The following is a 25,609-nucleotide window of genomic DNA, read 5'->3' as shown; positions in this document are numbered from 1 at the left end:
CCGCCCCTCGCCCCCGCAACCTCCCCTAGTGGGGTGGGAGCCGAGGTTTTACAAAGATCTTGATCTGGTGTGTGGTACCGGCACAATGGGGGTTCATGGACCCCCTCACGCTCCTGGACGACTGGCTCACCACAGCGCCCCTGCGCTCCTCCAGCCGCATCGAATACCAGCGTGAGGTCACCCGCTGGCTCACCTGGTGCGCCACCCAGCGCCCCCCGGTGGATCCCTACGACTGCGGCATCGAGCATGTCGCCGCGTGGGCGGGTGGGTTCCTCACCGAGCAGCTGGACGGCCGGCCCTTCGACGGACCCGACGCCCTCGCCCACGTCGCCGAACACCACCGCGCCGCAGCACTCACTCACGACCGGCGCATCACCGCACTCACCCAGTTCTACGAGGCGTGCAAGGACCGCGGCGCCATCCGCCTCGTCCCCGACCTCACCATGCTCCGCTCCGGCGTCGACCGCGACGCCACACCCCCACGCCGACTCACCCCAGAGGAACGGTCGGTGATGCTGTACGTCGTCGGCATGTGGGGCCCCGAACGCGCCCGCCACTACCGCCGGGACCGCCTCATCGCGTTCCTCCTCCTCGAAGGCCTCCGCCCCGCCGAGGTCGCCCGTATCGACATGCGCCACCTCTACGACCTCCAGGACGGCAGGTGGGAAGTCCGCGCCCCCGACTACGAGTACGAGAACGTCGGCAAGAAGCACGTCCTCGAGCCGCTCACCGGGGCCGCGCTGAAGGAGTACCTGCCGCACCGCATCAAGCCCGAGGACGGCGTCCACACGCTCATCACGGTCCAGGGCGGCAGGCCCATCGACTCCGGCTACCCCAACCTGATCATCCGGCAGATGACCGCCACCCACCCGCTCCTCGCCGAACGCACCCCGCCCGTCACCGCCGACACCCTCTCCCACACCGGATTCTGGGACACCCCGGCCGGCGCATAGGATCACAACCCGTTCACCATGGATCCCCGGGGAGGCATCGTCATGGCGTTGGTTGAGGGCGAGTACGAGTTCGAGTGCGACGAGTGCGACGGAGACGGCTCCGTGCAGGTCCTCCACGGCATGCTCGACGAAGCCACCGACACGCCCGACCTCCGCTGGGAGAAGTGCGAGGACTGCCGCGGCCAGGGCAAGGTGTGGGTGGACGAGACTGTGGCGGCCGAGAAGATCCTGTACGGGCAGACGCCGACCCGTACGCCTGCTGGCTAGTAACCCGCCAGTACCGCCGTCACGGGCGCCCAGGACGGGGCAGGATTCCAGGCATGTCCTGCGAAGACACCCCCGCCCGCCTCACCTGGGAAATCCAGCTGTACGAACCGTGCAGCCAAGTGTGGATCTGCAAAAGCTACGGACGCGCTAGTACCACCTCGGCACCCGGCGACATTGCCCGCGCCGTGCTGGCCGGCTACCTCGCCGCCGCACCGGCCCGGGCCACGGAAACGTTCCGCGCCATCGCCCGCACCGACACCGGGGACGAGTGCACGGTCACCGTCGACCAACTGGCCGGCGGTGGGTGGGAGACAGACCCGGCCGTGCGCCAGGCCCTGCCCCTCTACCTACGAGACGCGCTGCCGGGCCGGGCAACTGCTTAGGTCAGGTCTGCGGTGGAGTTGTCGTCCCAACCGTCCTCGATCTGGAAGTAGCCGTTCATCGACCTCGAGTGCCGGGCCCAGCCGCCCTGGTCGGCGATGACGACGGCGTCGCGGCCCTTCTGCCGGGCCGTTGTGGCGTGGCCGATGCGCAGACTGTGGCCGGTCCAGGCGAGCTTGACGCCGGCGCGTACCGAGATGCGTTTGATGGCGCGGGTGACGGAGTCGGGACCCATGCCGCCGGTGACGGTGCCGGAACGGTGGATGCCGATGAAGGCGGGCGCGTCGGGTGCCGACCACTTGGGGTCGGCTTCGGTGGCCAGCCGCTCGCGGTAGGCCTTCCACGCCTCTACGGGACAGACCTCGGGATCCTTCTGGTAGAGGATCTTGGCGTCGCGGACGCTGTGCTTGGTCTTGCCGGTGAGGATGGACACGATGAGGCCGCGCGGGTGGAGGGTGACGTCCTGGGCGAGGAGTCCGGCAGGGTCTTGGGCGCGGGCGGCGTAGTGGAAGCCGGTGAGGATGAGTGCCTTGTCGCGGGCGCCAGCGAGGGTGTCGGGGCAGGCGCGGACGACGCGGTAGAGGTCTGGGACTTGGGCGGTGTTGGCTTTGCCGCGGCCACGGCGCTCCTTGTTCTGGAGGAGCTTCACGGCGAGGCCCTCGAGGTCGCGTCGGGCTTCGGCCTGGTCGTCGCGGCTGACGGCGACATCGCGGCGGCGGAGCTCGACGACGGTTCCGGCGAGGATGGTGGACGCGGAGCTGGGGGCGTAGCCGCGGCCGTCGGTGCGGCCCTGGCGGAGCATCCAGGCGACGTAGGCGACGAGCGCGCCGCGGGAGGCTTCGAGGAGGGGGAAGCGTTGGGTGGTGGTGAAGCGTTCCCACACGCGCCAGGCTTTGGTGTAGGTGTCTTCGGTGTTCTCGGGGGTGATTTCGCGGGCGACGGCGTCGGCGAGGTCTTCGGCTTGGGCGAGGCGGTGGGCGGTGTCGATGCCGTGCCGTTCGGCCCACTTCTGGATGAGGGCCGCGCGCTCCGCCTGGGCGACGGGGAAGTGCTCGGTCACGGCCGCCAGTTCTCCTTGTACCCGGGCCGGTCGGCGTAGGGCAGGGCGAGCACCGCTGCGGCCGTGTAGGCATCACAGTCGAGGTGGTGCTCCAGTGGCGTCGCCCAGTTGGTGTCCGGGTCCATGGGTTCGTTGCCGGGCTCATCGCAGTCGCTGGTGCAGAACGGGCCGCCCCGAGCGATCAGTTGCCGCTTGGCTTCGATCTCCCGCAGCACCCGCGCCGGGTTGTGCTCGGCAATGTGCTCGGCGTCCGCGCGGCCTTGGTCGCTGTCGTCGGCCTCTACCCCCGCGCCGTTGCGTCCGAAGCTGACGCCCCAGCCGTACTCACCGATGCCGGACTGAGCCCACGGGCCGGGCGTAGCTTCCCGGGCGATCCGCTCGTCGTCGTTGAGTTGGGCACTGAGCCACTGCACGAGGTCTTCCACGCTGCTCTCTCCCCTATGTGATCGGATAAGGAGAGGTTATCCGACGCCACACACGATGATCCCCCGACGTTCGAGGCGTTCGAATCTTGCCTGTAAGCGATTCTCCGCTCAGGCGCCTTCCAGCAAACGCACCAACGACGCGGTGATGACGAGATGGCGTCCAGGTAGAGGCAGCAACTTCACCGGCGACTCCCCGCGCTTGATCAGCTCGTGCAGGTACGTCTTCGAGATCCCGAGCGCGGTGGCCGCCTTCGGCACGCTTACCGTGGCCGGCCAGGTGCGGATCTCGTCGAGGGTCGGCGGGAGCGTCTGAGTCATGCGACAGAGCGTATTGGGGAGAACCGCCCCGTACGCTCCAAACACACGTTATGCGCGTCTGAGGGAGCGGCTCTGCTGATCACTTCTCGTCAGGCGCCGAGGAGAGGCCCTTCACCGTCCAGAAGCGGTACGCCCGAGGATGCGAGACCTCCCGCCCCTTCACGATGAACAGCTCCTCGCCGGACTGCACCACGATCTGCTCCGTCCCGATCAGCTTGATCTCACCGGTGTACAGGTGGGGATCGTTGGGGCTGTCCTGGCCGGCCTCGATGAAGGCGACGGACTGGCCCACGCTGAGCGCGGCTCCGGTGTAGTCGACAGACGGCGGCTGGGGCTTCTGGGGGCTCATGGGCATACCGTCCCACGGAACGCCAGCAGCGTTCCCCGAGTCCGCTGATCTCAGCCAGCTCGACCGATGGAACATTATCTAGAGGGAAGCGCACCGTTGCCCCGGAAGGCGTAGTGACCGGCGTGGCTGGCCGGACGTTGGCACGGCATGAACGAACTGGCAGAGCAGGTACAGCAGGCGTACGACCGTGGTGGACGGGGCGAGGCGCGCACGGTGCTTCTCGACACGTGCCTCGAGCGGGACTGGACGAAGGACGAACTCGACGAAGCCTTCAAGCTCTTCAGGAGCTACCCCACGGCGTAGGCCGCCTCACCGCATCATTCTGGCCCCGGCTTCGGTCGGGGCCAGAGTCGTTTGTGGAGACTCAAGTGAGCTTATCGCGTATGACGTGACGTCAGATACTTCGTCAGGAGCGATTCTGCGGTCGACTCCACCGAGAAGGTAGGTCGGCCACCCGCCTCCACAACTCAAGAAATCCAAGGGTTGCCAAGACTTTCAAGGGTGGCTAACCTGATGGCACGACAGATACCGATACGGAGGCACGTCATGGCCACGTACAACGTCCCGCTGACGGGGTGGGCGAACATCACGGTCACCGTCGAGACCGATGAGACCGACCCCGAGAAGATCGTCGAACTCGCTCAGGGGGAAGCCAGCGCCTCGCTCTGCCACCACTGCACGAGCCAGAGCAACAACTCGCTGGACCTCGGCGACGAATGGGAGCCGACCCGCGACGACAAGACCGGCAAGCCCGAGGTCTACGAGGCGACGGAAGCATGAGCGACACCGCCCAGCCCACCGGCCGCTGCTACTGCGGCTGCGGCAAGGAGATCGGCTACGGCCGCTACTTCGCCGCCGGACACGACAAGACCGCCGAAGCCGCGTTCCTCGCCATCCACCACGACGCCTCCGTCGCGCAGATGCTCCACGCCCACGGCTACGGCCCCGACGACCAGCACTCTGTCACCAAGGCCGCCGTGGACAAGGGACTCTGGCAGGAGTGCCCGCGCGGCTGCGGCTACCGGGGCGCCCGCGAGTCCATCAACAACCACGTCAACCGGCACCACCGCGAGAAGTGAGGACACCGACCATGGCCGAGCAGCGTCGTTACGACGTCGACTGGACCGACGAGAACAACCCGCAGATCGTCATCGCACAGCCCGGCGACCAGCACGCCATGACCCTCGGCGAAGCCCAGCAGGTCCTTGACGAGGCCGCCGCCGACCGCGACACCGAGAAGTGAGGACACCGACCATGGACGGATACGGCAAGCCGGGATACACCCGGGAGGAGTTCGAGCGGGAGATGGACGCCGAGCTGGACGCGGTCAGCTCCCTGGACCGCGAGTGCCAACCGGGCGGCATTCACCACACCAACCGAGTGAACGAACTCCGCGAGATCCTCCGCACCCACCGGCCGGACACCGCCGACGTCTACGAGCCCGTCCGTGAAGCTCGGGCCCGGCAGGACGCTGCGCTGCTCGCCAACCGGGAGCCGGAGAGCGGCTTCCGCGCCGAGGTCGACCAGTTGGCGGCAGCGGCCGTGGACGACGGCCTGGACCGCCTGTTCCGCAGGCTCGGACCGCCCACCGAGAACTGACCGACCGAACGCATCGGTGCCCCGCCTGAGGTAAGCAGGCGGGGCACCGTCATGCAGGCTACCGGTGCGCTAGGCGCGGCCCAGCGACCACCCCTGAACATCCGCGATCCGGGTACGCCACAGAGGACGTTCCGGCCCCTGCGGGGCAATGCCGTTCATGCTCGTCGTGTAGTTCGTGATGAACTTCGCGTCCCTCAGATGCAGGTGACTCGGACGGCTCTGCGGCTGCTCCGCCAACTCCTCCTCAACGATCCCCACCAGATCCGAGATGACGTCCGAGCTGCCGCCGATCGTGGCCAGCCACGCCTTCAGCTCGCTGCGCCACCTACCGTGCCCGATCAACTCGCCGGTGACCAAGGCCCCGCCTATCTGCAACGTGACGCTGAGGGCGGACTTGTGGGACTCGTCCTCGTCCAGCATGGCCAGGATCGACATCAGGTACACGTCCCTGACCGGCTCGGGAATCACCACGTGGCTGTGCGCCTGAGGCTTCTCTTCGCTCATCGTTCGCCCTCCCCGCCTGTTGGTGGCTGCTGGGGCATGCGCGCCAGCAGCCTTGATCGACCAACGGTAGCGGGGGCCGCCGACAACGCCAGCTACTTCTGCACGGCCCGCCATGCCTCCAGCTCCCGGGTGCAGAGCACGCACAGCGGGTTCCCGCCCGGCCCGTACCGGTGGCAGGGATGCTGGCACTTCGTGCACGGCCCCACCTGGTTCGCAGGGCACACGGGGGCGGGTGGCTTCGGTCTGGCAGAAGGCGGGGTGCTCATGCGCACATCGTACGAGCGTGCGGAGAGAACGCCGCCGCCCCGTCAGGCGGACACGGCCACCCACAGGGACGGGCCCACCACGTTGGACGACATCGCCAGGCTGCCGGGCAGGGCGGTCTGGCCGGTCAGGTTCGTCGCATACCGCAGCGAGGCCCCGGACAGGTTGGCGTTGTTCGTGCCCGTCGTCATCCCGTTCGTGCGCATCAACGTCGGCGCGGTGGTGGCGTTGCAGACGATCGCCACCCAGTACGTGCCGGCCGCCACGGACTGGGGTGTCGCGAGCGTCGCGGAGCGGGCCGTGGAGCCGGTCGTGATGACGGAGTCCAGGCTCGCCGTGGACAACACCGTCCCCGAGCTGTTGACCAAGCCGATCCAGTTCTGGCCCGCTGTCGGCGTCGCGGCCGCGGTCGACATCAGGAACCAGCACTTCGCCACCATTACTGCTTGCCGCAGGTAGACGGCGGACAGGTAGATGGTGCCGTTGGTGAGGAGCTGCCCGGTGGAGGCGAAGCTCGGGTCGTACTGCCAGGCGTGGAAGCCGTGGTCGCCGGGCAGGGGCACGCTGGGCGCGGAGACGGAGGATCCGCCCACGCTGAGCGTGCCGTCCACGGCCAGGTTCCCGGTGACCGCAGCGTTGCCGGTCAGTCGCCAGGCGTTGCGGAGGCGGGACCAGGCGAGGGGAATGTCCTGGAGGGCCACGGCTGCTCCTTCTTAGCTGTAGAGCCGGAGGACGTCGCCCACCGGGAGGACGGGGATACCGCGGGCCGCGATCGCATCCATGATCGAGTCGAAGTCGGCCTGTGAGCACTGGTTGGCGTTCGCAGCCGTGCCCGCGACGATCTCGTGGAAGGTGAGGATGGTCCACGACCCGTCCATCTGGCACCGGTCCAGGGCGCCGCCCGCGCCGGTGAGGTTGGCGGGCAGGCCCCGGGCGGAGGCGCCAGCGAGGGAGCCGATGCCGGTGATGCTGCGCATCCGGTACGGCGCCGGGGGCGGGAAGGTCTCGAGGTTGTCGGCGCTCGAGATGCCCCGGCCGTTGCCGAAGTAGCGGCAGGCCAGGGCTTCGATGGAGACGTTGTCCGTGGTCTTGGAGAACCAGCCGCCGGGGTAGGCGAAGCTGTCGCTGGCGAAGCCGTTGGAGGCCATCCACATGCGGGTCTTACGGACGTCGTCCTCGACTGTGGCCGCGGGCAGGGTGTTGTACTTCGCGTTGTGGTTCGCTACCGAGTAGGCGTGGCCAGCGATCTCCCAGCCGCTGTTGCTCTGCACCGTCTGGAGTTGCGGCAGGGTGAGATAGCCGCCGGTGCCGATGACATCGCAGATCGTGTAGAGCGTGCCGCGGAACCCGAGGCCGTCCATCTTGGGGCGGGCGCCGGTGAACTGGGTGGCGTAGCTGTCGTCGAAGGTGATGGAGACGACGCCGTTGGGGAAGGTCTCCGTGGTGTCGGGGATGATCTCGATCGCCTGAAGATTCACGGTGAGGGCGTTGCCGGTGTTGTCGTCGACCGTCTGCACCAGTAGGTCCGTGAAGCCGGACGTCACGGAGGGGACGCCGGTGGAGGAGATCGAGTATGTGCCGGCCGCTGAGCGGACGTCCGCCCACGACAGGGTGATCGCGGCCCACTCCCCCGACAGGATCTGGTTCTCCGCGGTGGAGGCGTGGGTCGTCAGACGCCACTGGAAGTAGTTCGCCAGCGAGCTCGAGCCGACCTGCACGTTGATCTGGTTCAGGTGGGTCACGTCGGCGATGCGCAGCACCAGGCGGAGTGCCTTGCCCGTCAGGTCCGGCAGTGCACTGCCCAGCCTGCGGATGTTGGCGACCGCCCCCGTCCCGGTGGTGACGAGCCCGAAGCTCTGGGTGCCCCGGCAGAAGACGCTGGTGTCGTTGGCGTTGGAGGACGCCACCCCCGAGCCGGAGGCCGCCCAGCCGTGGCCGGACTGGAACTGCTGCGACCAGCTGGCAGGCCGCCAGGCGGGCCGCGGACTGGACGGCATCGCCATCGGTAGTGCGAACCCCGACGCCGTGAGACGACCCGAGACGTCCAGGGGCCCCGTCACGCTCACCCCGGATGCCGGGTCGATGACGTGCTTCACCGCCCCGTACAGGGCGTCCACGAACTCCACCCGGCCGGCGACCTGAACGTTCTGTGCGTCGGCGGACAGCCGCAGGTAGGGGCGCTGGGTGCCGTTGAAGCCCGTGCCGGACCAGTTGGAGACGATCAAGTCGGCGCCGGTGGCCTCGAGGTCCAGGGCGCTGCCGCTGCGGCGGAACCGGTAGCCCTTGTTGACGTCCTTGACGGTGAGGTCGCCGTCGGCGATCTGGGCGTTGCCTGCAACGTTGAGGCTGGCGAGCCAGGCGGTGCCGTTCTCTACGGCTGCGATCCGGTTGACGGTGTCGTCGACGTAGGTGTTCAGGGCTGTGACGGTGAGCTGGGTGGCGAACTTGCCGTCCGCCCAAGTCTTGTAGCCGTGCGGGTCATCAGCGCTCGTGTGGGCGGTGATGGCGGTCGCGGTGGTGCCGGCCGGTTCGGCGTCGATCGCGGCGGGGGTGAGCGGGTCGCTTCCGCCGGTGGCGTGGGAGGCGGCGTGCGAGGTGGGTGTGCGGGCGTTGGTGGTGGAGGGGTCGGTGGAGCGCAGGGCGATGTCGTCGCCCGCGCCGGCCGCTCCAAGCTCGGGCTGCGGTCCCGGTTCGCCCTGCGGGCCAGCAGGACCCTGGGGTCCCGGCTCCCCGGTCGCCCCGACCGGGCCGGGGCCCCCCTGCGGTCCTGCTGGTCCCGCGCTGCCCTGCGGGCCGGCGGGTCCAGTGGGCCCGGCCGGTCCCGGCACCGCCACATAGCGCGGCAGCCCAGGCTCAACCTGCATCAGCTCCGCCAGGTCGACCTCCGTAAGAGTCCCGGCGAGAGTGAAGTAGAAGGGGTGTGGGGGCTGGCCGTCGACGGTGACGATGGCGTGCCACAGCCAGCCGGCCGGGTTGCTGCCCGCGGCGCTGTTGTCCAGCAGCCGCACACCGACCGTGGTGCCGTCGGTGTCGACGAGACGCCCCTGGTTGTCGAACTTGTAGGTGCCGCTGCCGGTGAACTGCACTGGTGTGCCGTCGATGATGATGGCGGGCACGTTCGGGGACAGGCGGACCGTGCCGGTGGCGGCGGTGCCGCCAGCCGGGTTGGTGACCGTCAGGGTTACCAGCTTCGTGGGCAGGCCGTCGGGGAATGGCAAGGGGAGCTCCTCAGTTGCGGCGGCGCTCGAGCAGCCCGAGGGGCAGCAGTCCAGAGCTGGACGGGCTGTCGGACGGTTCGGGCTGCTGGGGTTCAGGGCTGGGCGAGGGCTCCGGGCTGGCAGTGCTGGTCTGGGTGCATCGGTAGCGGGGGTTGTCCGGGTCGAAGTCGGACACGGGGACGCACTGGTATTCGTTGCCGTCCTGGTCGATGTACGTCCATTCCGAGGGCGGGGCCCCGTTCTTCCCGTCGGTCCCATCGGTTCCGTCCCTGCCGTCTTGGCCGTCTGCTCCTGGGGCGCCGTCCTCGCCGTCCTGTCCGGCGGGACCGGTCGGTCCGGGGATGGTGGAGTCGGCGCCTGGCTGCCCGGACGGGCCAGGCGGTCCAGAGGGGCCGGGCGGGCCTGGGCTGGGCGTGATGGTGGGCGCCGGCTTCCCGGACGGGCCGGCGGGCCCGGGCGGACCCGACGGGCCGGGTGCGCCGATGACGGTCTTGCCCGGCTCACCCCGCGACCCGGGCGGACCGCCCACAGGCTTCTCCCCCAGAGATTCCACCTGCTGGGCCAGCGCGTCACGCGCCTCATTGGATGCCCGCAGATCACTCTGCAGGCTCTGCACGGACAGCAGAATCCATGCGATCGCAGACCCCAACACGAGAGCTGCGATCAACGCGATTCCGTCGCCACGGCGCCACCGGCGCTCCTGGGCGCGTATCTGTGCCCTGCCCATCACGTCCCCCGGCCAAGCAGGAGAATCACCGGTAGGAGAATCCCGACCAGGGGCACTACAACGGCTCCGATCAGCCACCTTCTGGTGGCTACCAGCTTCTCGGCGTCCTTTTCTCGAAGGGTTTCCAACGTGGACACCCGCCCGGTCAGCGCCTCGTGACGAAGGTCGTAGATCCGTTGGTCGACCTTTTCGTCCAAGCGCCGGCCGAGCTGTTGGATGTCGTCGCGGACGTCGGCGAGCCGATCCTCAAGTCGCCGGACCATCTCTCCGGGCGTCGGCTCGTCGCTCATCGTGGGGTTCCGGTCAGGCCGCGAGCCGGACGCCTTCACGGGTCACCGGTGCGGTGACCTGCGTGCGGTCGTAGGCGCCCAGCGCGAGCGATACGAACGAGAGCACAGTGGCCTGCGTGGCCACGTCCCAGTCGAGACCGAGACCGACGGCGAGGGCGATGACGGCCTGCACAAGGCCGAGGATGGCGGCGACGACACCGTCCTTGGTGGCCCAGGCGATGAAGACGCCCATACCGGCTGCGGCGACGGCGTTGACCCATGCCTGGGTCTCCTCGTCGACCTCCATGACGAACGCGGAGAACAGCTTCACGGCGACGGCGAACAGGGTCAGCAGGGCGGCGGGTTCACGGCCGAAGACAACGATGGGCTTCACGGGGTCCCTTTCAGGTGGGTTGGGCGAGGGAGCGGCAGCCGATGACGGTGCCGTCGGATGTGCGGACGTCCTGGTGCGTGACCAGCAGGTCGGTGCGGCGCGGGTGGTGGGCGAGAGCCACATCGAGGGGCACCACGTAGCACACGCCGTCCCGCGCGGCGGGCAGGTTCTCGGCGTGCCCGTACTCGATGAGCTCCACCGGCACTTCGTCCTGGTAGATGGTCATCAGGGGAAGCGGAGAGAGCTGGACGGTGGGCTGCTTGGGGTCGAGGGTCTGGCGCAGCCCCAGGTCCAGGTCGTCGACGCCGTCGGGCCGGTCCGTGTTGTAGAGGCGGATGACCCGGGCGGTCAGGTTGACGATCACGACACGACCTTGAAGCCGTGCTTGTCGGCCAGGCGCTGGAGGCTGTCCCGGCCGGGGATGCCGTCGGCGGCTTCCCCGCGGTAGTTCCCGCCAGCCTTGGACCGCTGCCACTTCGCGTACGCCTCGATGGTGGCCTCGCCGAAGTGGCCGTCCAGATAGGGCTTGGCGAGCAGCCCCTCGTTGACGAGGGCGGCCTCGACGGTCCGGGTGCCGCTGTAGGTGACGGGGGTTCCCTTGGCTGCCGGGTTCTTCAGCGCGGCCTCGCGCAGCTTGGACAGGTCAACGGTCGGCTGCTGCGGCTTGGGGAGCGGTGTAGGGGTGGGGGCAGGCTTGGTGCCGGTCAGGCGCTCGGAGACCCTGGTGAGTACGTCCGTCCAGTTCAGGCCGGGCCCGCGCGGATCCACCTTGCCGGGCTGCCAGTCCAGGTGGCGGATGACGGAGCGCGCGCTCCAGCCGTGATGGCGGCACAGGGCGGCGGCAACGCGGACGATCGCCTCGATCTGCGCGTCGGGCCACGGGTCCTTGCCGTCGCCCATGTTTTCGCACTCCCAACCGTAGAAGTGTCGGTTGCCGTCGACGGTGGCCTGGTCGTCGGCGGGCGGCGCCTTCTCGGCGATGACCGCGGCCAGCACGTCGCTGTCACCGAGGCCGGCGTGGTTGGCGCGGCCGTAGCCGACGAGGTGTACCTGCCCGTCCTTGGCGATGACGCCGTGACAGAGCGGGCCCGGGAGAGCGCTGTAGCCCTTGCGGCAGATGCTGACGGTGTTGGCCGTGCCCTTGGTGACGGTGTGATGAATCATCACGCCGTGCACGGGACCCCAGGGTCCTTTGCTGTTGCGGTTGTGAGTGGGCCAGTTGCCGACCTCGACCACCCGGACGCCTTCGTCGCGGAGAAGCTTGAGGAACGTACTCGCTGCGGGCGGGGTGGCCATGGAACCTCCGAAATCACCGAGCCTTGTAATCACTCGTAAGTCACCTAGTTCACTTTCGATTTCAAGGCTAGCGATGGTTTCGTAGAGTGTTCCCCCTGCTCGGCTATAGCTCGGGGGAACATGCGGCGCAGACAGACCTACGCTCGCTGTATGCCGCCCAGGAGTCCCATCCGCACCGTCGTACTGGCCCAGAACCTGCGCGAGTTCCACGCCTGGTGCCGCGAGACCGCCACCAGCCCCCGCGACCGCACCGTCCTGTACGCCTCCGGCCCACATGCGTTGCGCGGACTAGCGCACGAGGGGATATGCATCGTCCGTTATGGGGACTGGTGGGACCGCATGGACCGCCATGCCCTCGAAGACGCGATCGGATGGCTCATCCATCACCGCAACGCCCGCCTGCTGGAGGTCGCACATGCCTGACGAGGACGCCCTCCAGCAGCAGGTTGCCCTGGCCTGCCTGCAAGCCCGCAGCCTGATCACGCCGATCCTCGAGTCCGCCGAAGGCGTCAAGGCGGACATGCTCGGCCGCGGCTGGTCAGCTACCAACGCCGAGGCCGTAGCCAGTGCGTACGTGCAGGCCATGCTGAAGTCCGCGCTCAGCGGCCAGTGACCTCACCCCGGTACAACCTTCAGTTCCAGCCCGGCCCCGTAGGCGGCCCAGAACTGGTCCGGCGTCCACGTGCGGCCGTCAGCGAGGAACACCGGATCCACGCGCACTCCTCCAATGGCAGTCGGGTCGGCGACCGCCGCCCACGCCACCACGCTTGAGGGGGCTGGTATCCCGGTGGTGCTGGCGTTCTTGGGGGCGTAGGCCTCCACGCGCATCCCGGGCGCGGCCGCCACGATGCCTGTCACCGCGGGGGCGGCAGCTGGTTCGGGTGAGGTGATGAGCGGCACTCAGAACCTCCGGATGAGGCGGAGGCTGGTGGCGTAGGTGCCGGCGCCGTCGAGGCGGGACGCGCCGCCGAGGTCACCGAAGGTCGGCCCTTGGGGTGTCTTCCTACTGTTGATGAATCGCGGCTGGCCGAGGGAGTCCGTGCCGAGGTAGATGCCGTTGTGGTCGAGTTGGCCCTCGGTCTCGCCACCGCCGGAGGTGGCGTCGAAGTGGGGGACGTCCCCGATCTGGATGTTCGTCAACGGCGGCGCGGCGCCGGTGGCTTGGGCGACGATGATGCCCGGGCCTGAGGGGCCGATGTCCTTGGTCTGCCGCGGCAGGACGGTGCCGTCGATGTTGAGGTTGCGGACCATGGGGATGCCCATGTGGAAGCCGTAGATCATGCGGACGAAGCCGGAACAGTCCAGGCAGCCCGCCTCCCCCACGCCGGCGGTCTGCGTCTCGCCATTCGCGAAAACCCAGTCTCTGGCCATGTAGTCGTGGAAGTCGGCGCCCTCGATGGGGATACCGGAGCTGTCGAGGGGACCGTAGCTGCACTGGCCGGCGACCTGGGCTCCGGCGAGAGCGGGGCTGGTCACGGCGGGAGCACCGGTGACGTACATCATCGCGTAGGCCAGCACATCCGGCCGGGTGTCGGTCGCCCAGGTGCGGATCTGGTCGGCGAGCGCGGGCGTCCACGTCCCGTTGAACGGCTGGGCGAGGACCCGCACCCACGTGCTGTGCGTGACGCTCGGCACGGTCTCCCAGCTACCGGAGATGACCTGGAGGTCGTCGACCTGGACGAGGCGGGGCAGGCCTGTGGAGCCGGTGGAAGCGAGCGCCCGGAGCCCGACGCGGCCCGAGGGATTCGCTGTCTCGGTGACCGAGTGCAGCCATGTGCCGGGCTCTGGGTCTCCGTCCTTCCAGGCGCGGCAGCGGATGGTGGTCCCGGTGCGCTGGGCGCGGATCCGCCACCACTGGCCGCCGGTGAACCCGGTGCCGACCTGAGTTGCGGTGCCGAGCGTGGTGGTGGTGCCGGCGACTTCCTTTTCCAGGGCGAGCTGGACGACGCCGGTGGTGAGGACCAGCAGGCGGGCCCGGTTGGCGTTGTTGGTGTCGGTGTAGCCGAACGACAGGCCAATCGAGGTGGTGGCGCCAGCCGGGACCGTGGTGACGGTGACCTTGGCGGTGACGTCGACGTCGGTGAGGGTGTCGACGATCGTCGTGTGCCGGCTGGAGTTGGCGACGTCGCAGGAGATCTGGCCGACCGACCCTGTGACGGTGTACAGGGTGGAGGTGCCGGACTGGGACCAGCTGCCGCCGCCCGGGCTCGTCCCGAATCCGTCGCTCGAGGTGCGGGTGAACTGGTCGGTGAAGGGCCGCTTGTTTTCGGTGAAGGTGCGGGTGGCTCCGCGCATGGTGACGGTTCGGGCCCCGACGGTGAGGGTGGCCAGAAGGCCTTGGGAGTCGGAGACCTGCAACTGCTGCGGTGGGCCCGTGACGGTATTCAGAGTGAGCGCGCCGAGGGGCTGCTGGTAGGGAATGCGGTCGTCGAGGATCGTCAGAGCGCTCATGTCACAGCCCCTGCACGTCGATCTGGATGGTGACGGCGGTCGGTGTGCCGGCCACGCTGCGCACCGCTACCGCTATTGCGTCTCCGGCGGCGACGGCCGTGTTCTGCAAGGCGGCGGCAGCCATCCATGTGGTGTCGGTGGACAAGGACAGATCCGTGGTGGCGAGGTCAGCGCCGTTCTTGGTGGCGTTGATGGTGGCCCCGGTACCGCCCTGCCGGTAGCCGCGCACTGCGGTGACCGTGCAGGCCCGGGGTGCCCGCCAGATCACGTACGTCACAGCACCGGTGGGGGCGGTGACGACGAGTCCCTTGGTGGCGGTCGCCGTGGCCGGCAGGGTGCGCGTGGGTGCCGCGGTCGTTCCCGAGGCGTAGACGACGTTCGCGCCGACCATGAGGGTGCCGGTGCTGGTCGAGTACAGGCCCTGCGTGGCGGCGTGCAGGTAGGAGTCGTCGACCTGGACGAGGGTGGCGGCGCCGGTGACAGCCAGGCCGTACTGAGGGCTGTTGGTGGTGGTACCGCCGTCGTCGACGCCCGGGTAGCACGTCATGTTGGTGACGATGACGGGCACGGTCGCAGCGGCGACGGCGAGGCCCGCGAAGCCGCCTCCGCCGGTGCCTCCGTTGCGGCCATCGCGGCGGGTCTGGAGTCCGGTGATCAGGATGGGCGTGTTGCCGGTGGCGTCGACCAGGACGCCGTGCTGGCCGTTGCGGTCGGTGGAGCAGCCGGTCATCTGCATGCCGCCGGAGCCGGCCCAGTCTCCCCAGGCTCCGGTGATGCGGTAGCCGTGGGATCCGTTCCACTCGGTGCGGCACAGGCTGAGTTGGGCGTTGGCGCAGTTGGTGATGACGATGCCCTGGGCCCAGCAGCCGATGACCTGGCAGTCGTCGAGGGTGAGGTCGGTGTGCTTTTCCCACACCATGCCGTTGGCGTGACAGTTGTCGACCATGACGTGGTGGAGTCGCCAGCTGTAGGGCATCTCCCCTGCACCGTTGGTGCCGCAGATGATGCCGTTGTTGGGCATCTGCCGGATGCACACGTTGTCCAGGACGACGTTCTGCACGTTGCCCTTGCCGAACAGCCCGTCGATGCTGGAGCCGGTCAGCTGGGAGCCGTCCAGCATCAGGTTGACCATGCGCTGCTCGCCGCTGATCGCCGGGTGGGTGCCGTCGTCCTCACCCACGATCTGGATGACGCTGGTGCCGGTGAACGGGGCGACGGGCTGGATGTAGCAGGGGTAGTCGTCGTTCGTCATGCCCGGCCCGACCATCAGGTTGGCGTGGGAGCCGAGCAGAGTGACGCCGTTCTTCCAGTCCAGTGTGGTGGTGGTCTTGTACACGCCGCGCGGGAAGTACACGATCCCGCCGGGCGGGCAGGCGTCGATCGCGGCCTGGATAGCGAGGGTGTCGTCGGCGATGCCGTCACCTTCGGCGCCGTAGGAGGTGACGAGCAGCCAGTCCAGCGCGGCAGGGATCTGCGAGGAGTCGATGTTGCCGCTGCCGTCCAGGACTGCCCAGCCTCCGGGCTGCCCGCCTTGCTGGATGAAGTCGGTGAGCACTTCCGCGGTGTCGGTGGCGGCCATGGCGTAGCGGCGGCCGTAACCGAAGTCGACGTAGCAGGAGGTGACACCATCGGGGCCGTAGAAGGCGACCGCGCCGTCCGTGTCCGCTGTGACCGTGGTGATCGGCGTGTTGGTGAGGTCGGTCAGGTCGGTGATCTGAGTGCCACCGGTGAGGGCGTCCCATACGGTGCCGGTCGCGCCCGGGCGGAGCAGCAGTTGGTTGCCGACCTTCTCCATGGCGTAGTCCGCCGGGCTGTTCCCAAATGCATGTCGGGCCACTGGTGCCTTCTTTCTGCGGCTCAGGCGAGCCAGTAGGAGCCGTCGATGGTGAGGACGTCACCGGAGCGGATGTTGAACGGCTGGTTGTTGAACACGCTGAAGCTGTTCGGTACGGAGGTGCTGCTGGAGCCGTTGGTCATCGAGTAGCGCAGCCGGGCGATCTTCGACTGGGACTCGGTCGGGAAGACCATGGCGATACCGACCGCGGATCCCTCGCCGTTGCCGCTGGTGAAGTTCCACTTGAACAGCGACCGGTGATCAAAGGTGGCGGGCAGCCCGGGGGGCAGGGACACCTCAAGCGGATCCGGGTACTCGGCGGGGTTTCCGGTCGGCTCGAGCTGGATCGTCAGGTCGACGCGGCCGCCGACGACTTGCGCGCGGCCGATGTTCTTGCTGCTGAAGCCCCAGTTGATGGTGCTGGTTCCGGCCGTCCACACCGGGGTGTAGGTGAAGGGCTTCATGCCGGCCGACGCGAGCCACTTCCAGTCCGCGCCGTCGCCGACGTACAGATCAGTGCCCTCAATTTTTAGGGTGTGCTTGGCGCTGGGCCTGCCGCTGCCCGGCATGCTGGGGATGACGCCGCGGCTGGTGAAGTACCGCTTGTCGAGGACGTTAGCGGCGGTCACAACCGTGGCTCCGGCGCCGACCGTGCACTGGGCGAGAGGAATCTCCCACACCCCGTCTTCTGCCTGGGTGAGGGGCGGAGCGGTGGCGCCGCCGCTCTTGTACTGCACGGTGACGGAGTTGGCGGACTGGCTGGCGCGCAGCACGACAAGGTCGACGCGGGCCGCACCACCGGCGTTGGCCGGCACGTTGAGGTTCTTGGTGGCGTCCAGGTGGTAGTAGAAGCCGTTCACGAACGCCATACCGGGCGCGACGCTGACGGTCGTGGTGCCGGAGCCGGTCACCTTCAGCGTGGCGGTGGAAGGGTCTTCGGTGTGCACCCCGTCCAGGCCCCAGCGGCGGGCCACGCGGGACCACTGCAACTCGGTCGCAATGGGCGAGCCGTCAAACGGCGCACTGAACTCGGCCATCAGGCAGCCTTCCTTGTCTTCAGGCGCCCGACGTCCTTCTTGACCTGGGCGATGTAGGAGTAGATGCGGGCCACGGTGTTGGTGCCGGAGCTGTCGCCGCCGACGGTGGCTTTGACGGTGGTGGCATCAGATGCGGTGGAGGTGAGAGTGACTTCGCGGCAGACGTCCGTGTACCAGTCGCCGCGAACATCAGCGGACACGGTGTCGCCGACGTTGTAGTCCCGGCCGTAGCGCAGCTGCGGGATGTCGATCGGCGAGATGGACAGGGATCCCTGTCCGGCCCCGTTGGTGAGGGCCTCTTCGGCGCCCTGGTCCATCTGAGCGGTCAGGTCCACTGAGGCGGTGTCCACGGACGTGAGGTCGACGAACTGCTCGAGGACCAGGCCGGGGAAGAGGGGGTCGGTGCGGTCGTAGGTCTTGCACACCCGGGGGGAGGTGCCGCCGCCGGCGACGACGATGGCGCGGGTGCATGTGGGCGGGGTGGTGGAGTAGGAGGCGTCGGTGAGGTTGCCGAGCCGGAAGGAGAAGCGGGCCTCCCCTGAGCGGTCGAGGGGTGTGTAGACCTGGAACTGCAATCCGGTGCCGACCTGTACGACGCGGAAGCCGAGCGGGCCAGCCGCGTTCGCGATGTCGGCGAGGACGGTGAGCAGGTTGTCGAACTGGTTGACCTCGCGGGTGAGGGTCGGGCCGCGCAACCCGTCTGCGGCGAGGGTGAGCAGCGCGTTCTTGCGGGTCGCGAGGGCGCCGGGCCCGGCGTTGAGGTTGACCAGCTGCCGCATCGCCGTTTCCGCCTTCACCGCGCTGAGCTTGTAGACGGAGGACGTCTGCGAGCCGATGGCCGCGGCCGGGTCGGGCCAGCACGTGAACTGGGACAGCAGGCTGGTGTCGTCGACGCCGCCGACGGTGAGCTTGCCGGAGCCGCCGTCGCTCTCGGAGCGGGACCAGTCCACGGTGCGGATCGGCCCCGACATGACCGTGTCCCCGTCCGCGGTGCGGATGATGAGTCCGTTGCCCTCGACCAGGAGCGGCGCCTTGTCGGAGTCGGCGGAGATTTCCAGCGTGTACGCGCCGACCGCGTTGAACCTGGGGACGACGGTCAGGGACGTGTAGTCGTCGACCTGACCGAGGCGGGCGAGGCTGGAGCTCCTGACGTAGACGCGGAGCGCGCTGGTGTTCACCGGTGTCCTCCTCTCAGGCGGCCAGGTAGCGGGGCTGGTAGGTCATGCGGACGCGGGTGTTCGAGGTGGATCCGGCGACGGTCAACGTCAGATCGTTGAGGCCGGGTTCGAGCACCCACATCGTGGAGGCATCCGACAAGTCGCCCCACAAGTTCGTTGTTCCGTTGAGCAGGGCGGTCTGCTGCCGCTCCCGGGTGTCGATGACGATCGTGTCGCCGATGGTGACCGTGCGGTTCAGGACGAGAACTTCGCCCGTGGTGACGTTGGTGAGGCTGACCGACGTGGCCGGTCCGGTGATCGTCCAGACGGGGAAGGCGTCGTCGTCGCCGTCGTTGTCGACTGTCACCGATCCCAGGACCTGGGAGTTGCCGACGACCAGCGGCAGGATCGGGAAGAAGGTGCCGGCGACCGCTGCCCGCCACTCGGTGGTGACTTCCGCGCCGAGCCAGAATGGTTTGGGGCAGGCGAAGGTGAGAACGTTGATGCACCAGCGGGCGCCGGCCGCATCCAGGGACTCGTCGCCCTCCAGGCCCGCGCTGTAGCGGGCTCCGATGGTGCGGGACGTGCCGTCCGCCTGCGTCACGGTGAGGGTGCCCGTGCCGCGCTTGGGGTTCAGGGAGCGGATCAGGCCCCGGCGGCGCGCAAGGTAGGCAGCGCGGGAGTCATCAGCCCAGAACGCGATCGGCAGGGCGATCTCCTTGCCCTGGGCGCGGACCTGTCGGATCTCGTAGCCGTCGATGCCCGGCGATTCGTCCTGGGTGAAGGCGTACTGGGGCATGTCCAGGCCCTTGGCGCCGGGCTGGAGGACCCAGCCGTTCTCCCAGTCGGAGAACACCGTCCTCAGCCCGGCGGGGTCGGTGAACGACACCAGCGGCATCTCGTTGACGCGGGTGGGCCACGGCACCCCGGGAGGAGTTTCGGGGAGTTGGGTGGCGACGAGGATGGGCATGGTCAGCCTCCCACTACGACGGGCCGGTGGAGAGCGTCCTCGAGCGCGAGCGCGGCGAGGATCGACTGGCGGGAGGCGACCTCGCGGGTGGTGGCGCTGTAGTGCAGGTGCCGGTCGCCGACGGTGGTTGTGCTGGCGTTGGACTCGATGCGGGCGCCGGTGGCGGCTGCGGAGGTGCGGACCAGGGCTGCCATGCGTGCGGCGGTCATCGCGGCTTCGGGAGTCGCGTCGCGCATGCCCTGCGAGAAGCCGGCCACGGTGAATCGTCCGAGCTCGGCGAACACCCGCGACGGGCTCTTGATCTTCAAGGCCTTCTTGATGGCCTGCTGGATCTTCTTCGCCAAGTCGCTCATCGCCTTGTTGATCGACGCCTCTTGCGCCTTCAACCCGGTGAGGTAGCCCTTCCCGGACTGGGCACCCGCGTCGTACATAGCGTCGGCCGCATCCTTGCCGTACTGCCCGGCCGCAGCCGTGATCTGACCCTGCACCGAGTTGATCTGCTTCAGTTGATCGGGGGTCGCATCGACCAGGGCCTTGGCCCACGCGGCACCCTGGTCTGGCCCAGCGCTGATGATCTGCTGGAGGAGGGCCTTGGACAGGCCCCGCTTGGCCAGGGTCTGGAGGTTCGCGCCGAACGCTTTGAGCTGGCCGAGGCGGACCTGCATCCCGGACAGCACGCCAGCCGCGTCGAACGTGTTCCCTGCACTGGGCAGGGACGTCATCTGCGCGAAGGACGTGGCCTGGCCGACACTGTCCGCGCGGAGCTGCTCTGCGGCCGCCAGCTTCGCAGTGATCTCAGCGCGCTGCTTGGCCAGGAACTGCAACCGGGCGTTGGTCTTGTTGACCTGCGCCAGCAGCCGGTTGTCGAGGTCGGTCTTGACGCCCTTGAACGCGTTCTTGATCGCGGTGACGAGGGTCTTCATCTCCGCACTGATCGCGGCCGCAGTGCCCTGCAACTGCTTGACGAAGTCCCCGCCGACCGCGGAGGCGATCGGCCCGGTGTCGATGCGCTTGCCGCCCACGCGGATGATTCCACCGCCGGCGTAGCCACGGGGCAGGCCCCGGCCGATACGGATACCGCCGATCACACCGCCGCGGGCGTAGCCGCCGGGCCGGTTGTAGGCGCGGGAGAGGGAGCCGTAGGTGGCCAGGGCGTAGCGCATGCTGGAGTAGATGTTCGCGAGTGGGTCGACGCTGACGCCGTACATGAACGGGCCGGTCTTGCGGTATTTCCCGGCGTAGGCGGCGAAGGTTCCCCGGATGACCTGCATGAGACCAACGGAGGGGTGGCCGGCCTTGGCGTTGGAGTCCCAAAGGTTGACGGCCCTGGGGTTGCCGCCCGACTCCTGGTTCATCCGCCTGAGCGTGGTGTTGACCAGGCTCATGGACTGGTTGAGCTGACCGAGGGCCTGGCGGACGGTGCCGGCCCAGCGGCTCACTCCCTTACCACCGGGCTCCCCGCCAGTGAGGTACTTCATCGGGTCCACCGGCTTGCCGTTGACGCGGGCCTCAAGGTGGAGGTGCGGCCCGGTTACGTTGCCGGTAGCGCCGACGGAGCCGACCCGGGCGCCGCCCTTGATGCCGGAGCCGACCTTCGCGGCGATCGACGACATGTGCGCGTACAGGGAGGACAGGCCCTTGCCGTGGGAGATGGTGACGTGCTTGCCGTAGGGGCCGCCGGAGGTCGCGGACTGCACGGTGCCGTTGTCGACGGCGACGACCTTGGTGCCGGTGCGGGCGGGGAAGTCCAGACCAGTGTGCCGACCCGAGCTCCACATCGACCCGCGCTTACCGAACGGCGTTCCGAAGGGGGCGTTGACCGGCTTGCGCCACACGCCGGTGGATTCCGGGATGTCCTTGCCGCGGATGTAGTCGATGGCCTTGTCGATGAAGTTCAGCGGGGCCTGGGCGATCATTCCGCCCCAGCCGTTCTTGTTCTTGCCCAAGGCGGCGGTGATGCCGGTCTTGACGGGCTTGAACGCCTTTTCCGCGAGATCGGCGAGGCCGCCGCGGACCGCATCGGAGCCCTTCTTCAGTACGGAGCCGACACCATCGGCGATGTTGGAGCCGATGCTCTTGATGCCGCCGAGGATGCCGCCCTCTGCGAATCCGTACTGCATGCGCGCCACGGCGGGGTTCTGGCCGCGCATTGCGGCCTGGTTCATGGCGTACAGGCGTTGCCGCTCGTAGGGGTCGCGCATGACCTCGGAGACGTAGACGCCTTCGCCGCGGCGCATGGGCACGAGTTGGTCGTCGCCGTCGCGCCAGGTGGACCAGCCGGGCAGGATGCCGCCGCGGGCCCGACCGTGGATGCCTCCCCTGGCGAATCCCTTGGGCAGGCTCATCGTGTCCAGGTCGGGAACACCCGGGATTTTAGCGGCAGTTCGATTCCAGACTGAGACAATTCCTCGGTTATATACCGTTTCTATCCAGAATCGGATGGGGGCTTTGACGAGGTTCTGAATGCCCTTCCAGATCTTCCCCAGACCGCTGACCGCGCCCTTGAAGGCGCCCGTGAGGCCGTCGACGAAGCCGTCCCAGCCCTTCCGTACGGCCTTCCAGGCTCCGGAGGCGATACCGGTGACCCGGTCCCAGAAGCTGTTCCAGATTTTGACCGCGCCGTCCTTCAACTGGCCGAAGAACTTGACGATGCCGTTCTTGATGTCAGTGACGATCTCGATGAGGCGCTTCCACATGCGCTTGAACCAGTCGATGGCCCCCTTGACGATGTCCGGGATGATCGAATGGCCAAGCAGGATGTCGAACAGGCGCTTGAACTGGTGGACAATCCACTTCACGCCGTCGGTGACCATGTTGACGAACTTGGTGATCCAACCGATGACCGTGGTGATGATCGGCACGAGGAACTTCAGGGCCCCGGCCAGCACCTTGGTGAACAGGCCTGCCAGGAACACGATCAGCGGCAGCAACGGAGTGATGATCTCCATCGCGAGCTTCAGCAGCGACACGGCGAGCTCGGACAGCGGTGGCAGGATCGGCAGGAGCGCAGTGAGGATCGGCGGGAACATCGGCGCCAGCTGCGCGAGTAGCTGGCCGATCATGCCGACGGCGGGAAGCAGCGCCAGCAGCACAGGCTTCAGCGCTGATACGAACGCCCCGACCAGGGGAATGAGGGCTTTGCCGATCTGCTGGATGAACGGGGCCCAGGCCTTGATGAAACCGCCGATCAGCTGGCCGATCGGCACGAGCAGCGGCATCAGGGCCTGGACGAGGCCGATGATGACCCCGCCGACTTCCTTCAGGATCGGCATCAGCGCGTCGATGATCGGCTTCAGGGCGGCGCCGAGCACCCCCGCGAGCTGGATCAGGACCGGGCCGAACTGTTCGGCGAGCTGCTGCACGACGGGGGCGAGTGCGGCCAGCAGCGGCAGCGCCGCCTGGATAACCGCGCCGAGGACACCGGCGAAGAGCTTCGCGACGGCGTTGAGCGCCTTGAAAATCTCGGTGAGGGCTGCCTGCACCTCGGGCAGCTGGATGATGCGGTTGATCTCTTTGAGGGCGGCGCCGATGGTGCCGAAGAAGTTCCCGCCCGCGGCAGAGGCGGCACCGAAGATGCCAGAGAAGATCCCGCCGATGTCGCCCAGGACCTGCCCGAACTGGATCGCCACGTCCAGGGCCTTGTTGATGGACTCCGACAGGCTGCCGGACTCCAGGCCCTTGGAGAGTTTGGCCATGACCCGGTCCATCGCCGACGCGGCGCCAGCACTGATCCGGTCGAAGGCCGGCTGGGCGGCTATGGACAACTGGGCAAAACCGGTGACCATCTGGCCGGGGATGCGCGAGACGTTGCCCATCGACTGCCGCACCCCGTCGAAGACCTGCTTGAGCTGCCCGGTCTTCTGCAAGTTGGACACGGCGCTGAGGGCGTTGAGGCCCATGCGGTTGACCTCGCCCGCCATGCCGACCAGGCCGGCACGCACGGTGGGCAGGATCTGCCCGCCGACCTGGCCCATGCGGGTCGCGAACCCGGAGAACAGGCGGTCCTGGACGTCGAGCTTCATGTCCCGCCAGGCCGGTGCCATCGCCTGCAACTGATTGACGAACGCGCGTGCGTTCGGCGACAGCTTGGCCATGGCCTGATCGAGCTTCGACGTCTGGGTGGCGGCGGTCTCCTGCGCCTCCCCCACTCTGCGCACCGCGTCAGCGACGGCTTCCTGCGCATCAGCGACCTGCCGTTGCCCATCCACCTGGGCCTTGACCACGTCGCGCTGCGCCTCGACGAGGGCCCGCTGCCGGTCGGCGACCTGCTGATCCGCCTGAGAGGCCTGCTGCTTGGCCTGCACGACCTGCTTGGAGCCCTCGATGCCGGCCTTGTTCGCCGCGGCGGTGTCCTTTTCCAGGCGGCCCAGCTCGAGGCGCTGCTCCTCCAGCGACTGCACTGCCCGGTCCCGGGACAGTTCGGCCTGCTGGATCTGCAACTGTGTGGAGGCGGGGTCGGAGCGGACCCGGGCGAGGTCTTCCTCGGCCTGCTGGATGGCGAGGGTGGCTTCTCGCTCGCTGAGCCGCCCGTCCTTGAGCTGGTTGTTCATGTCCTGCAAGTCGCGGACGGCTTGCCGGCGGGCGGCGGTCAGGTCCAGTTGGGCCTGGCGGGCGTCGCGTTGCGCGGAGGACAGGTCACGTTCAGCGCCGGCGACTTGCAGGTTGGCTTGGCGGATCCGTTCGGCGGCCTGGACCCGGGCGTCCTGAAGGGAGCGCTGGGCGCGGGCGAGGGAGCGTTGTGCGTCTTCGACCTGGCGGGTGGCCGACGCTGCCTTCGTGGCCTCCGTAGCGACGGGCTGGAACGCCGCTTTGATGGCGTCACCTACGCCGCTGGCGCCGACTTTGATGGCGGCGAATCCGCCGATGAGCAGGGCGAGCCCGGGTGCGGCCGTGGCGGCGAGCGGGCCCATCTGTACGAGGGCGGAGCCGAGAGAGGCGATGGACGGCAGGGCAAGGGCGGCCGCGCCGGCCAGCGCCTTGATGCGGCTGGAGAGGAGGCCGACGCCGCCTGCGCCTCCGCTGCTGCTGCCTCCGAGTCCGCCGAGGCCGGCGGTGAGGGCGGCCAGGCCGATGGAGCGGACGCGGACGTTGACGGTGCGGTCGCGGGTGAGGGTGGCCAAGCGGGCGGCCGCGGCGGCGGTGTCGGCGTCTGCGTCGATCCGGACGGTGCGGCGGCGGGTGAGGTTGGCGATATCGGCGGCGGCGGTGCGGGTGTCGACATCGGCGCCGATACGTACCTGCCGGCGCCGGATCAGGTTGTTGATCTCGTTGGCGGCGACGCGGGTGTCCACGGTGGCGCGAATGTTGACGACCCGGTCGGCGGTGAGTCGGGCCAGTTGGCGTTCGGCGGTGCGGTAGGCGGCCTGCTGGATGGTGGGCAGGATGTCGACGGTCTGCTGCCCGGACAGTGCGCCCAGCTTGGTTTTGGCGGCCTGGTCGTCGATCTCCGCCGTGATGGTGACCTTGCGGTCCCTGGTGAGGCGGGTCAGGGAAGCCGTCGCGGCCTTGTCGTCGAGCTCTGCGGTGATCTTGACGGTGCGGTCCTGGGTGAGGCGCCGCAGTGAAGTGGTGGCGGCCTTGTCGTCCAGGACTGCTTTGATTTTCACGCCGATCGGCTTGGCCATCTTCTTGGAGATGGCGTTGCGGATCACGTCTCCGGCGAGGTCACCCGCGGCTTTGGCGGGTTCGCGGATCGCGGAGGGCAGCTCAACACGCAGCCGGTCACCGAACTGGCTCATGTCCGGGATCAGACTGACCCTAGTGGAGCCGACGACGGTGGCCTCAGCCATGAACTGCCCTCCCCTCTCCTACTGCTGCTTTGCTGCTTCGAGTTCGCGGAGCTTCTCTTTCCAGAAGTCGATGTCCGCCTGCTGGACGGCGGTGTCGACGGGGCCCTTGGCCGGGGCGAGGGACTCCAGGACCGCCATGTTGCGGGCGTTGCGGGCCTCGGCGAGTGCGTCCCGCTGGTCGTCCGCGGCGAGCTTGGGCGGCTCCACGGGGCGCATCTCCGGCGGTTCGCCCTTCAGGTGGGCCTTCCACAGGATCTGCGCCAGCAGTTGCAGCAGGTTGACCTCGGTGGCCTGCATGTACGTCTGCTGGCTCCAGCGGTAGCCCTCCCGGTCGCCGGCCGCGGCCG

The 25,609-nt window shown here is 68.5% G+C and carries 29 protein-coding genes; 10 read left to right on the top strand and 19 right to left on the bottom strand.

The annotated features are described in order from the left end of the window. The first annotated feature begins 95 nt into the window (after window positions 1-95). Genes CCL05_RS05955 through CCL05_RS05945 form a run of 3 tightly spaced genes read left to right on the top strand, consistent with a single transcriptional unit; the run spans window position 96 to window position 1,603 of the window. Window positions 96-953: a site-specific integrase gene (locus tag CCL05_RS05955; protein WP_086559419.1), complete on the top strand. Its 858-nt coding sequence runs from the start codon at window positions 96-98 to the stop codon at window positions 951-953. Window positions 954-995: 42 nt separating this feature from the next. Beyond that, entirely contained in the window at window positions 996-1,220 is a 225-nt protein-coding gene (locus CCL05_RS05950; RefSeq protein WP_086559418.1) for a hypothetical protein, read from the top strand. 53 nt (window positions 1,221-1,273) lie between these two features. Beyond that, window positions 1,274-1,603 carry a hypothetical protein gene (locus CCL05_RS05945; RefSeq protein ID WP_107400428.1) on the top strand — a complete coding sequence of 110 codons (330 nt, stop codon included), beginning with the start codon at window positions 1,274-1,276 and terminating at the stop codon, window positions 1,601-1,603. Here the strand turns inward: CCL05_RS05945 and CCL05_RS05940 are convergent. The 4 genes from CCL05_RS05940 to CCL05_RS05925 all read right to left on the bottom strand — a co-directional run bounded on the left by CCL05_RS05940 (window position 1,600) and on the right by CCL05_RS05925 (window position 3,753). Further along, complete coding sequence (locus tag CCL05_RS05940; protein WP_244204182.1) at window positions 1,600-2,661, bottom strand: tyrosine-type recombinase/integrase; 1,062 nt, start codon at window positions 2,659-2,661, stop codon at window positions 1,600-1,602. The two genes, CCL05_RS05945 and CCL05_RS05940, sit on opposite strands and share 4 nt — an antisense overlap. Next, a complete protein-coding gene (locus tag CCL05_RS05935) occupies window positions 2,658-3,086 on the bottom strand; it encodes a DUF6221 family protein (protein ID WP_086559417.1) in 429 nt (142 codons plus the stop codon). Before CCL05_RS05935 ends, CCL05_RS05940 begins: the two co-directional genes overlap by 4 nt. 108 nt (window positions 3,087-3,194) lie before the next feature. Continuing rightward, a complete protein-coding gene (locus CCL05_RS05930) occupies window positions 3,195-3,404 on the bottom strand; it encodes a MerR family transcriptional regulator (protein ID WP_086559416.1) in 210 nt (69 codons plus the stop codon). A gap of 79 nt (window positions 3,405-3,483) precedes the next feature. Next, on the bottom strand, window positions 3,484-3,753 hold the full coding sequence (locus CCL05_RS05925; protein WP_086559415.1) for a hypothetical protein: 270 nt from the start codon (window positions 3,751-3,753) through the stop codon (window positions 3,484-3,486). A 147-nt stretch (window positions 3,754-3,900) separates the two neighbouring features. Between CCL05_RS05925 and CCL05_RS44730 the strand changes: the two genes are divergently transcribed. From CCL05_RS44730 to CCL05_RS05910, 5 genes are all read left to right on the top strand, one after another. Then, on the top strand, window positions 3,901-4,056 hold the full coding sequence (locus tag CCL05_RS44730; protein ID WP_158102422.1) for a hypothetical protein: 156 nt from the start codon (window positions 3,901-3,903) through the stop codon (window positions 4,054-4,056). 243 nt (window positions 4,057-4,299) lie between these two features. After that, window positions 4,300-4,533, top strand: a complete 234-nt coding sequence (locus CCL05_RS05920) for a hypothetical protein (protein ID WP_086559414.1) — start codon at window positions 4,300-4,302, stop codon at window positions 4,531-4,533. Beyond that, window positions 4,530-4,832 carry a hypothetical protein gene (locus CCL05_RS05915; protein ID WP_086559413.1) on the top strand — a complete coding sequence of 101 codons (303 nt, stop codon included), beginning with the start codon at window positions 4,530-4,532 and terminating at the stop codon, window positions 4,830-4,832. The genes CCL05_RS05920 and CCL05_RS05915 overlap by 4 nt, the downstream gene beginning before the upstream one ends. Before the next feature lie 11 nt (window positions 4,833-4,843). Next, window positions 4,844-4,996 carry a hypothetical protein gene (locus CCL05_RS44725; protein ID WP_158102421.1) on the top strand — a complete coding sequence of 51 codons (153 nt, stop codon included), beginning with the start codon at window positions 4,844-4,846 and terminating at the stop codon, window positions 4,994-4,996. Between the two features lie 11 nt (window positions 4,997-5,007). Further along, window positions 5,008-5,352: a hypothetical protein gene (locus tag CCL05_RS05910; protein WP_086559412.1), complete on the top strand. Its 345-nt coding sequence runs from the start codon at window positions 5,008-5,010 to the stop codon at window positions 5,350-5,352. A 69-nt stretch (window positions 5,353-5,421) separates the two neighbouring features. On the opposite strand, the gene CCL05_RS05905 is transcribed toward CCL05_RS05910, so the two are convergent. The 7 genes from CCL05_RS05905 to CCL05_RS05875 all read right to left on the bottom strand — a co-directional run bounded on the left by CCL05_RS05905 (window position 5,422) and on the right by CCL05_RS05875 (window position 12,024). After that, complete coding sequence (locus CCL05_RS05905) at window positions 5,422-5,856, bottom strand: hypothetical protein (RefSeq protein WP_086559411.1); 435 nt, start codon at window positions 5,854-5,856, stop codon at window positions 5,422-5,424. A 308-nt stretch (window positions 5,857-6,164) separates the two neighbouring features. Then, entirely contained in the window at window positions 6,165-6,821 is a 657-nt protein-coding gene (locus CCL05_RS05900) for a hypothetical protein (protein ID WP_086559410.1), read from the bottom strand. Between the two features lie 12 nt (window positions 6,822-6,833). Next, window positions 6,834-9,338 (bottom strand): polysaccharide deacetylase family protein, encoded by a 2,505-nt coding sequence (locus tag CCL05_RS47105; protein WP_086559409.1) that lies wholly within the window; start codon window positions 9,336-9,338, stop codon window positions 6,834-6,836. 726 nt (window positions 9,339-10,064) lie between these two features. Next, window positions 10,065-10,355 (bottom strand): hypothetical protein, encoded by a 291-nt coding sequence (locus CCL05_RS05890; protein ID WP_086559408.1) that lies wholly within the window; start codon window positions 10,353-10,355, stop codon window positions 10,065-10,067. Window positions 10,356-10,368: 13 nt separating this feature from the next. After that, window positions 10,369-10,728 (bottom strand): hypothetical protein, encoded by a 360-nt coding sequence (locus CCL05_RS05885; RefSeq protein WP_086559407.1) that lies wholly within the window; start codon window positions 10,726-10,728, stop codon window positions 10,369-10,371. Between the two features lie 10 nt (window positions 10,729-10,738). After that, entirely contained in the window at window positions 10,739-11,092 is a 354-nt protein-coding gene (locus CCL05_RS05880) for a hypothetical protein (protein WP_086559406.1), read from the bottom strand. Next, on the bottom strand, window positions 11,089-12,024 hold the full coding sequence (locus CCL05_RS05875) for an N-acetylmuramoyl-L-alanine amidase (protein ID WP_086559405.1): 936 nt from the start codon (window positions 12,022-12,024) through the stop codon (window positions 11,089-11,091). Before CCL05_RS05875 ends, CCL05_RS05880 begins: the two co-directional genes overlap by 4 nt. 150 nt (window positions 12,025-12,174) lie before the next feature. On the opposite strand from CCL05_RS05875, the gene CCL05_RS05870 reads away from it, so the two are divergent. Together CCL05_RS05870 and CCL05_RS05865 are read left to right on the top strand one after the other, a co-directional pair. Beyond that, the gene (locus CCL05_RS05870; RefSeq protein ID WP_086559404.1) at window positions 12,175-12,447 is read left to right on the top strand and encodes a hypothetical protein; all 273 of its coding nucleotides are present in this window, start codon (window positions 12,175-12,177) and stop codon (window positions 12,445-12,447) included. Continuing rightward, window positions 12,440-12,637 carry a hypothetical protein gene (locus CCL05_RS05865; RefSeq protein ID WP_086559403.1) on the top strand — a complete coding sequence of 66 codons (198 nt, stop codon included), beginning with the start codon at window positions 12,440-12,442 and terminating at the stop codon, window positions 12,635-12,637. Before CCL05_RS05870 ends, CCL05_RS05865 begins: the two co-directional genes overlap by 8 nt. A 2-nt stretch (window positions 12,638-12,639) precedes the next feature. Here CCL05_RS05865 and CCL05_RS44445 read toward each other — a convergent pair whose 3' ends face one another. The 8 genes from CCL05_RS44445 to CCL05_RS44715 all read right to left on the bottom strand — a co-directional run. Continuing rightward, complete coding sequence (locus CCL05_RS44445; RefSeq protein WP_143589814.1) at window positions 12,640-12,882, bottom strand: hypothetical protein; 243 nt, start codon at window positions 12,880-12,882, stop codon at window positions 12,640-12,642. A gap of 42 nt (window positions 12,883-12,924) precedes the next feature. Continuing rightward, window positions 12,925-14,475: an NlpC/P60 family protein gene (locus tag CCL05_RS05860; protein ID WP_086559402.1), complete on the bottom strand. Its 1,551-nt coding sequence runs from the start codon at window positions 14,473-14,475 to the stop codon at window positions 12,925-12,927. Between the two features lies 1 nt (window position 14,476). After that, window positions 14,477-16,312 (bottom strand): right-handed parallel beta-helix repeat-containing protein, encoded by a 1,836-nt coding sequence (locus CCL05_RS05855; protein ID WP_208641386.1) that lies wholly within the window; start codon window positions 16,310-16,312, stop codon window positions 14,477-14,479. Window positions 16,313-16,332: 20 nt separating this feature from the next. Beyond that, complete coding sequence (locus CCL05_RS05850) at window positions 16,333-17,346, bottom strand: hypothetical protein (RefSeq protein WP_086559400.1); 1,014 nt, start codon at window positions 17,344-17,346, stop codon at window positions 16,333-16,335. Further along, window positions 17,346-18,524 carry a siphovirus ReqiPepy6 Gp37-like family protein gene (locus tag CCL05_RS05845; RefSeq protein ID WP_086559399.1) on the bottom strand — a complete coding sequence of 393 codons (1,179 nt, stop codon included), beginning with the start codon at window positions 18,522-18,524 and terminating at the stop codon, window positions 17,346-17,348. Before CCL05_RS05845 ends, CCL05_RS05850 begins: the two co-directional genes overlap by 1 nt. Before the next feature lie 13 nt (window positions 18,525-18,537). Further along, on the bottom strand, window positions 18,538-19,473 hold the full coding sequence (locus CCL05_RS05840) for a phage distal tail protein (RefSeq protein WP_244204181.1): 936 nt from the start codon (window positions 19,471-19,473) through the stop codon (window positions 18,538-18,540). Between the two features lie 2 nt (window positions 19,474-19,475). After that, complete coding sequence (locus tag CCL05_RS47100; protein ID WP_086559398.1) at window positions 19,476-25,262, bottom strand: peptidoglycan DD-metalloendopeptidase family protein; 5,787 nt, start codon at window positions 25,260-25,262, stop codon at window positions 19,476-19,478. A gap of 18 nt (window positions 25,263-25,280) precedes the next feature. Next, window positions 25,281-25,609, bottom strand: a 329-nt coding sequence (locus tag CCL05_RS44715; protein WP_086559397.1) for a hypothetical protein, incomplete at its 5' end; no start/stop codon positions are given.

It is taken from the genome of Streptomyces africanus (assembly GCF_002150735.1).
Taxonomy (GTDB): Bacteria; Actinomycetota; Actinomycetes; order Streptomycetales; family Streptomycetaceae; genus Streptomyces; species Streptomyces africanus.
Note: the sequence above shows the minus strand (reverse complement) of the source record. Positions and strands in the feature narration are given on the sequence as shown.

What these genes read in the sequence shown, in the direction of transcription:
- CCL05_RS05955 (WP_086559419.1), top strand. Translation starts at nt 96, where the DNA reads ATGGACCCCCTCACGCTCCTGGACGACTGGCTCACCACAGCGCCCCTG.
- CCL05_RS05925 (WP_086559415.1), bottom strand. Translation starts at nt 3,753, where the DNA reads ATGAGCCCCCAGAAGCCCCAGCCGCCGTCTGTCGACTACACCGGAGCC.
- CCL05_RS05840 (WP_244204181.1), bottom strand. Translation starts at nt 19,473, where the DNA reads ATGCCCATCCTCGTCGCCACCCAACTCCCCGAAACTCCTCCCGGGGTG.
- CCL05_RS05865 (WP_086559403.1), top strand. Translation starts at nt 12,440, where the DNA reads ATGCCTGACGAGGACGCCCTCCAGCAGCAGGTTGCCCTGGCCTGCCTG.
- CCL05_RS05910 (WP_086559412.1), top strand. Translation starts at nt 5,008, where the DNA reads ATGGACGGATACGGCAAGCCGGGATACACCCGGGAGGAGTTCGAGCGG.
- CCL05_RS05850 (WP_086559400.1), bottom strand. Translation starts at nt 17,346, where the DNA reads ATGGCCGAGTTCAGTGCGCCGTTTGACGGCTCGCCCATTGCGACCGAG.
- CCL05_RS05920 (WP_086559414.1), top strand. Translation starts at nt 4,300, where the DNA reads ATGGCCACGTACAACGTCCCGCTGACGGGGTGGGCGAACATCACGGTC.
- CCL05_RS05915 (WP_086559413.1), top strand. Translation starts at nt 4,530, where the DNA reads ATGAGCGACACCGCCCAGCCCACCGGCCGCTGCTACTGCGGCTGCGGC.
- CCL05_RS05860 (WP_086559402.1), bottom strand. Translation starts at nt 14,475, where the DNA reads ATGAGCGCTCTGACGATCCTCGACGACCGCATTCCCTACCAGCAGCCC.
- CCL05_RS05890 (WP_086559408.1), bottom strand. Translation starts at nt 10,355, where the DNA reads ATGAGCGACGAGCCGACGCCCGGAGAGATGGTCCGGCGACTTGAGGAT.
- CCL05_RS05905 (WP_086559411.1), bottom strand. Translation starts at nt 5,856, where the DNA reads ATGAGCGAAGAGAAGCCTCAGGCGCACAGCCACGTGGTGATTCCCGAG.
- CCL05_RS05950 (WP_086559418.1), top strand. Translation starts at nt 996, where the DNA reads ATGGCGTTGGTTGAGGGCGAGTACGAGTTCGAGTGCGACGAGTGCGAC.
- CCL05_RS05945 (WP_107400428.1), top strand. Translation starts at nt 1,274, where the DNA reads ATGTCCTGCGAAGACACCCCCGCCCGCCTCACCTGGGAAATCCAGCTG.
- CCL05_RS44730 (WP_158102422.1), top strand. Translation starts at nt 3,901, where the DNA reads ATGAACGAACTGGCAGAGCAGGTACAGCAGGCGTACGACCGTGGTGGA.
- CCL05_RS05870 (WP_086559404.1), top strand. Translation starts at nt 12,175, where the DNA reads ATGCCGCCCAGGAGTCCCATCCGCACCGTCGTACTGGCCCAGAACCTG.
- CCL05_RS05930 (WP_086559416.1), bottom strand. Translation starts at nt 3,404, where the DNA reads ATGACTCAGACGCTCCCGCCGACCCTCGACGAGATCCGCACCTGGCCG.
- CCL05_RS47100 (WP_086559398.1), bottom strand. Translation starts at nt 25,262, where the DNA reads ATGGCTGAGGCCACCGTCGTCGGCTCCACTAGGGTCAGTCTGATCCCG.
- CCL05_RS05875 (WP_086559405.1), bottom strand. Translation starts at nt 12,024, where the DNA reads ATGGCCACCCCGCCCGCAGCGAGTACGTTCCTCAAGCTTCTCCGCGAC.
- CCL05_RS44725 (WP_158102421.1), top strand. Translation starts at nt 4,844, where the DNA reads ATGGCCGAGCAGCGTCGTTACGACGTCGACTGGACCGACGAGAACAAC.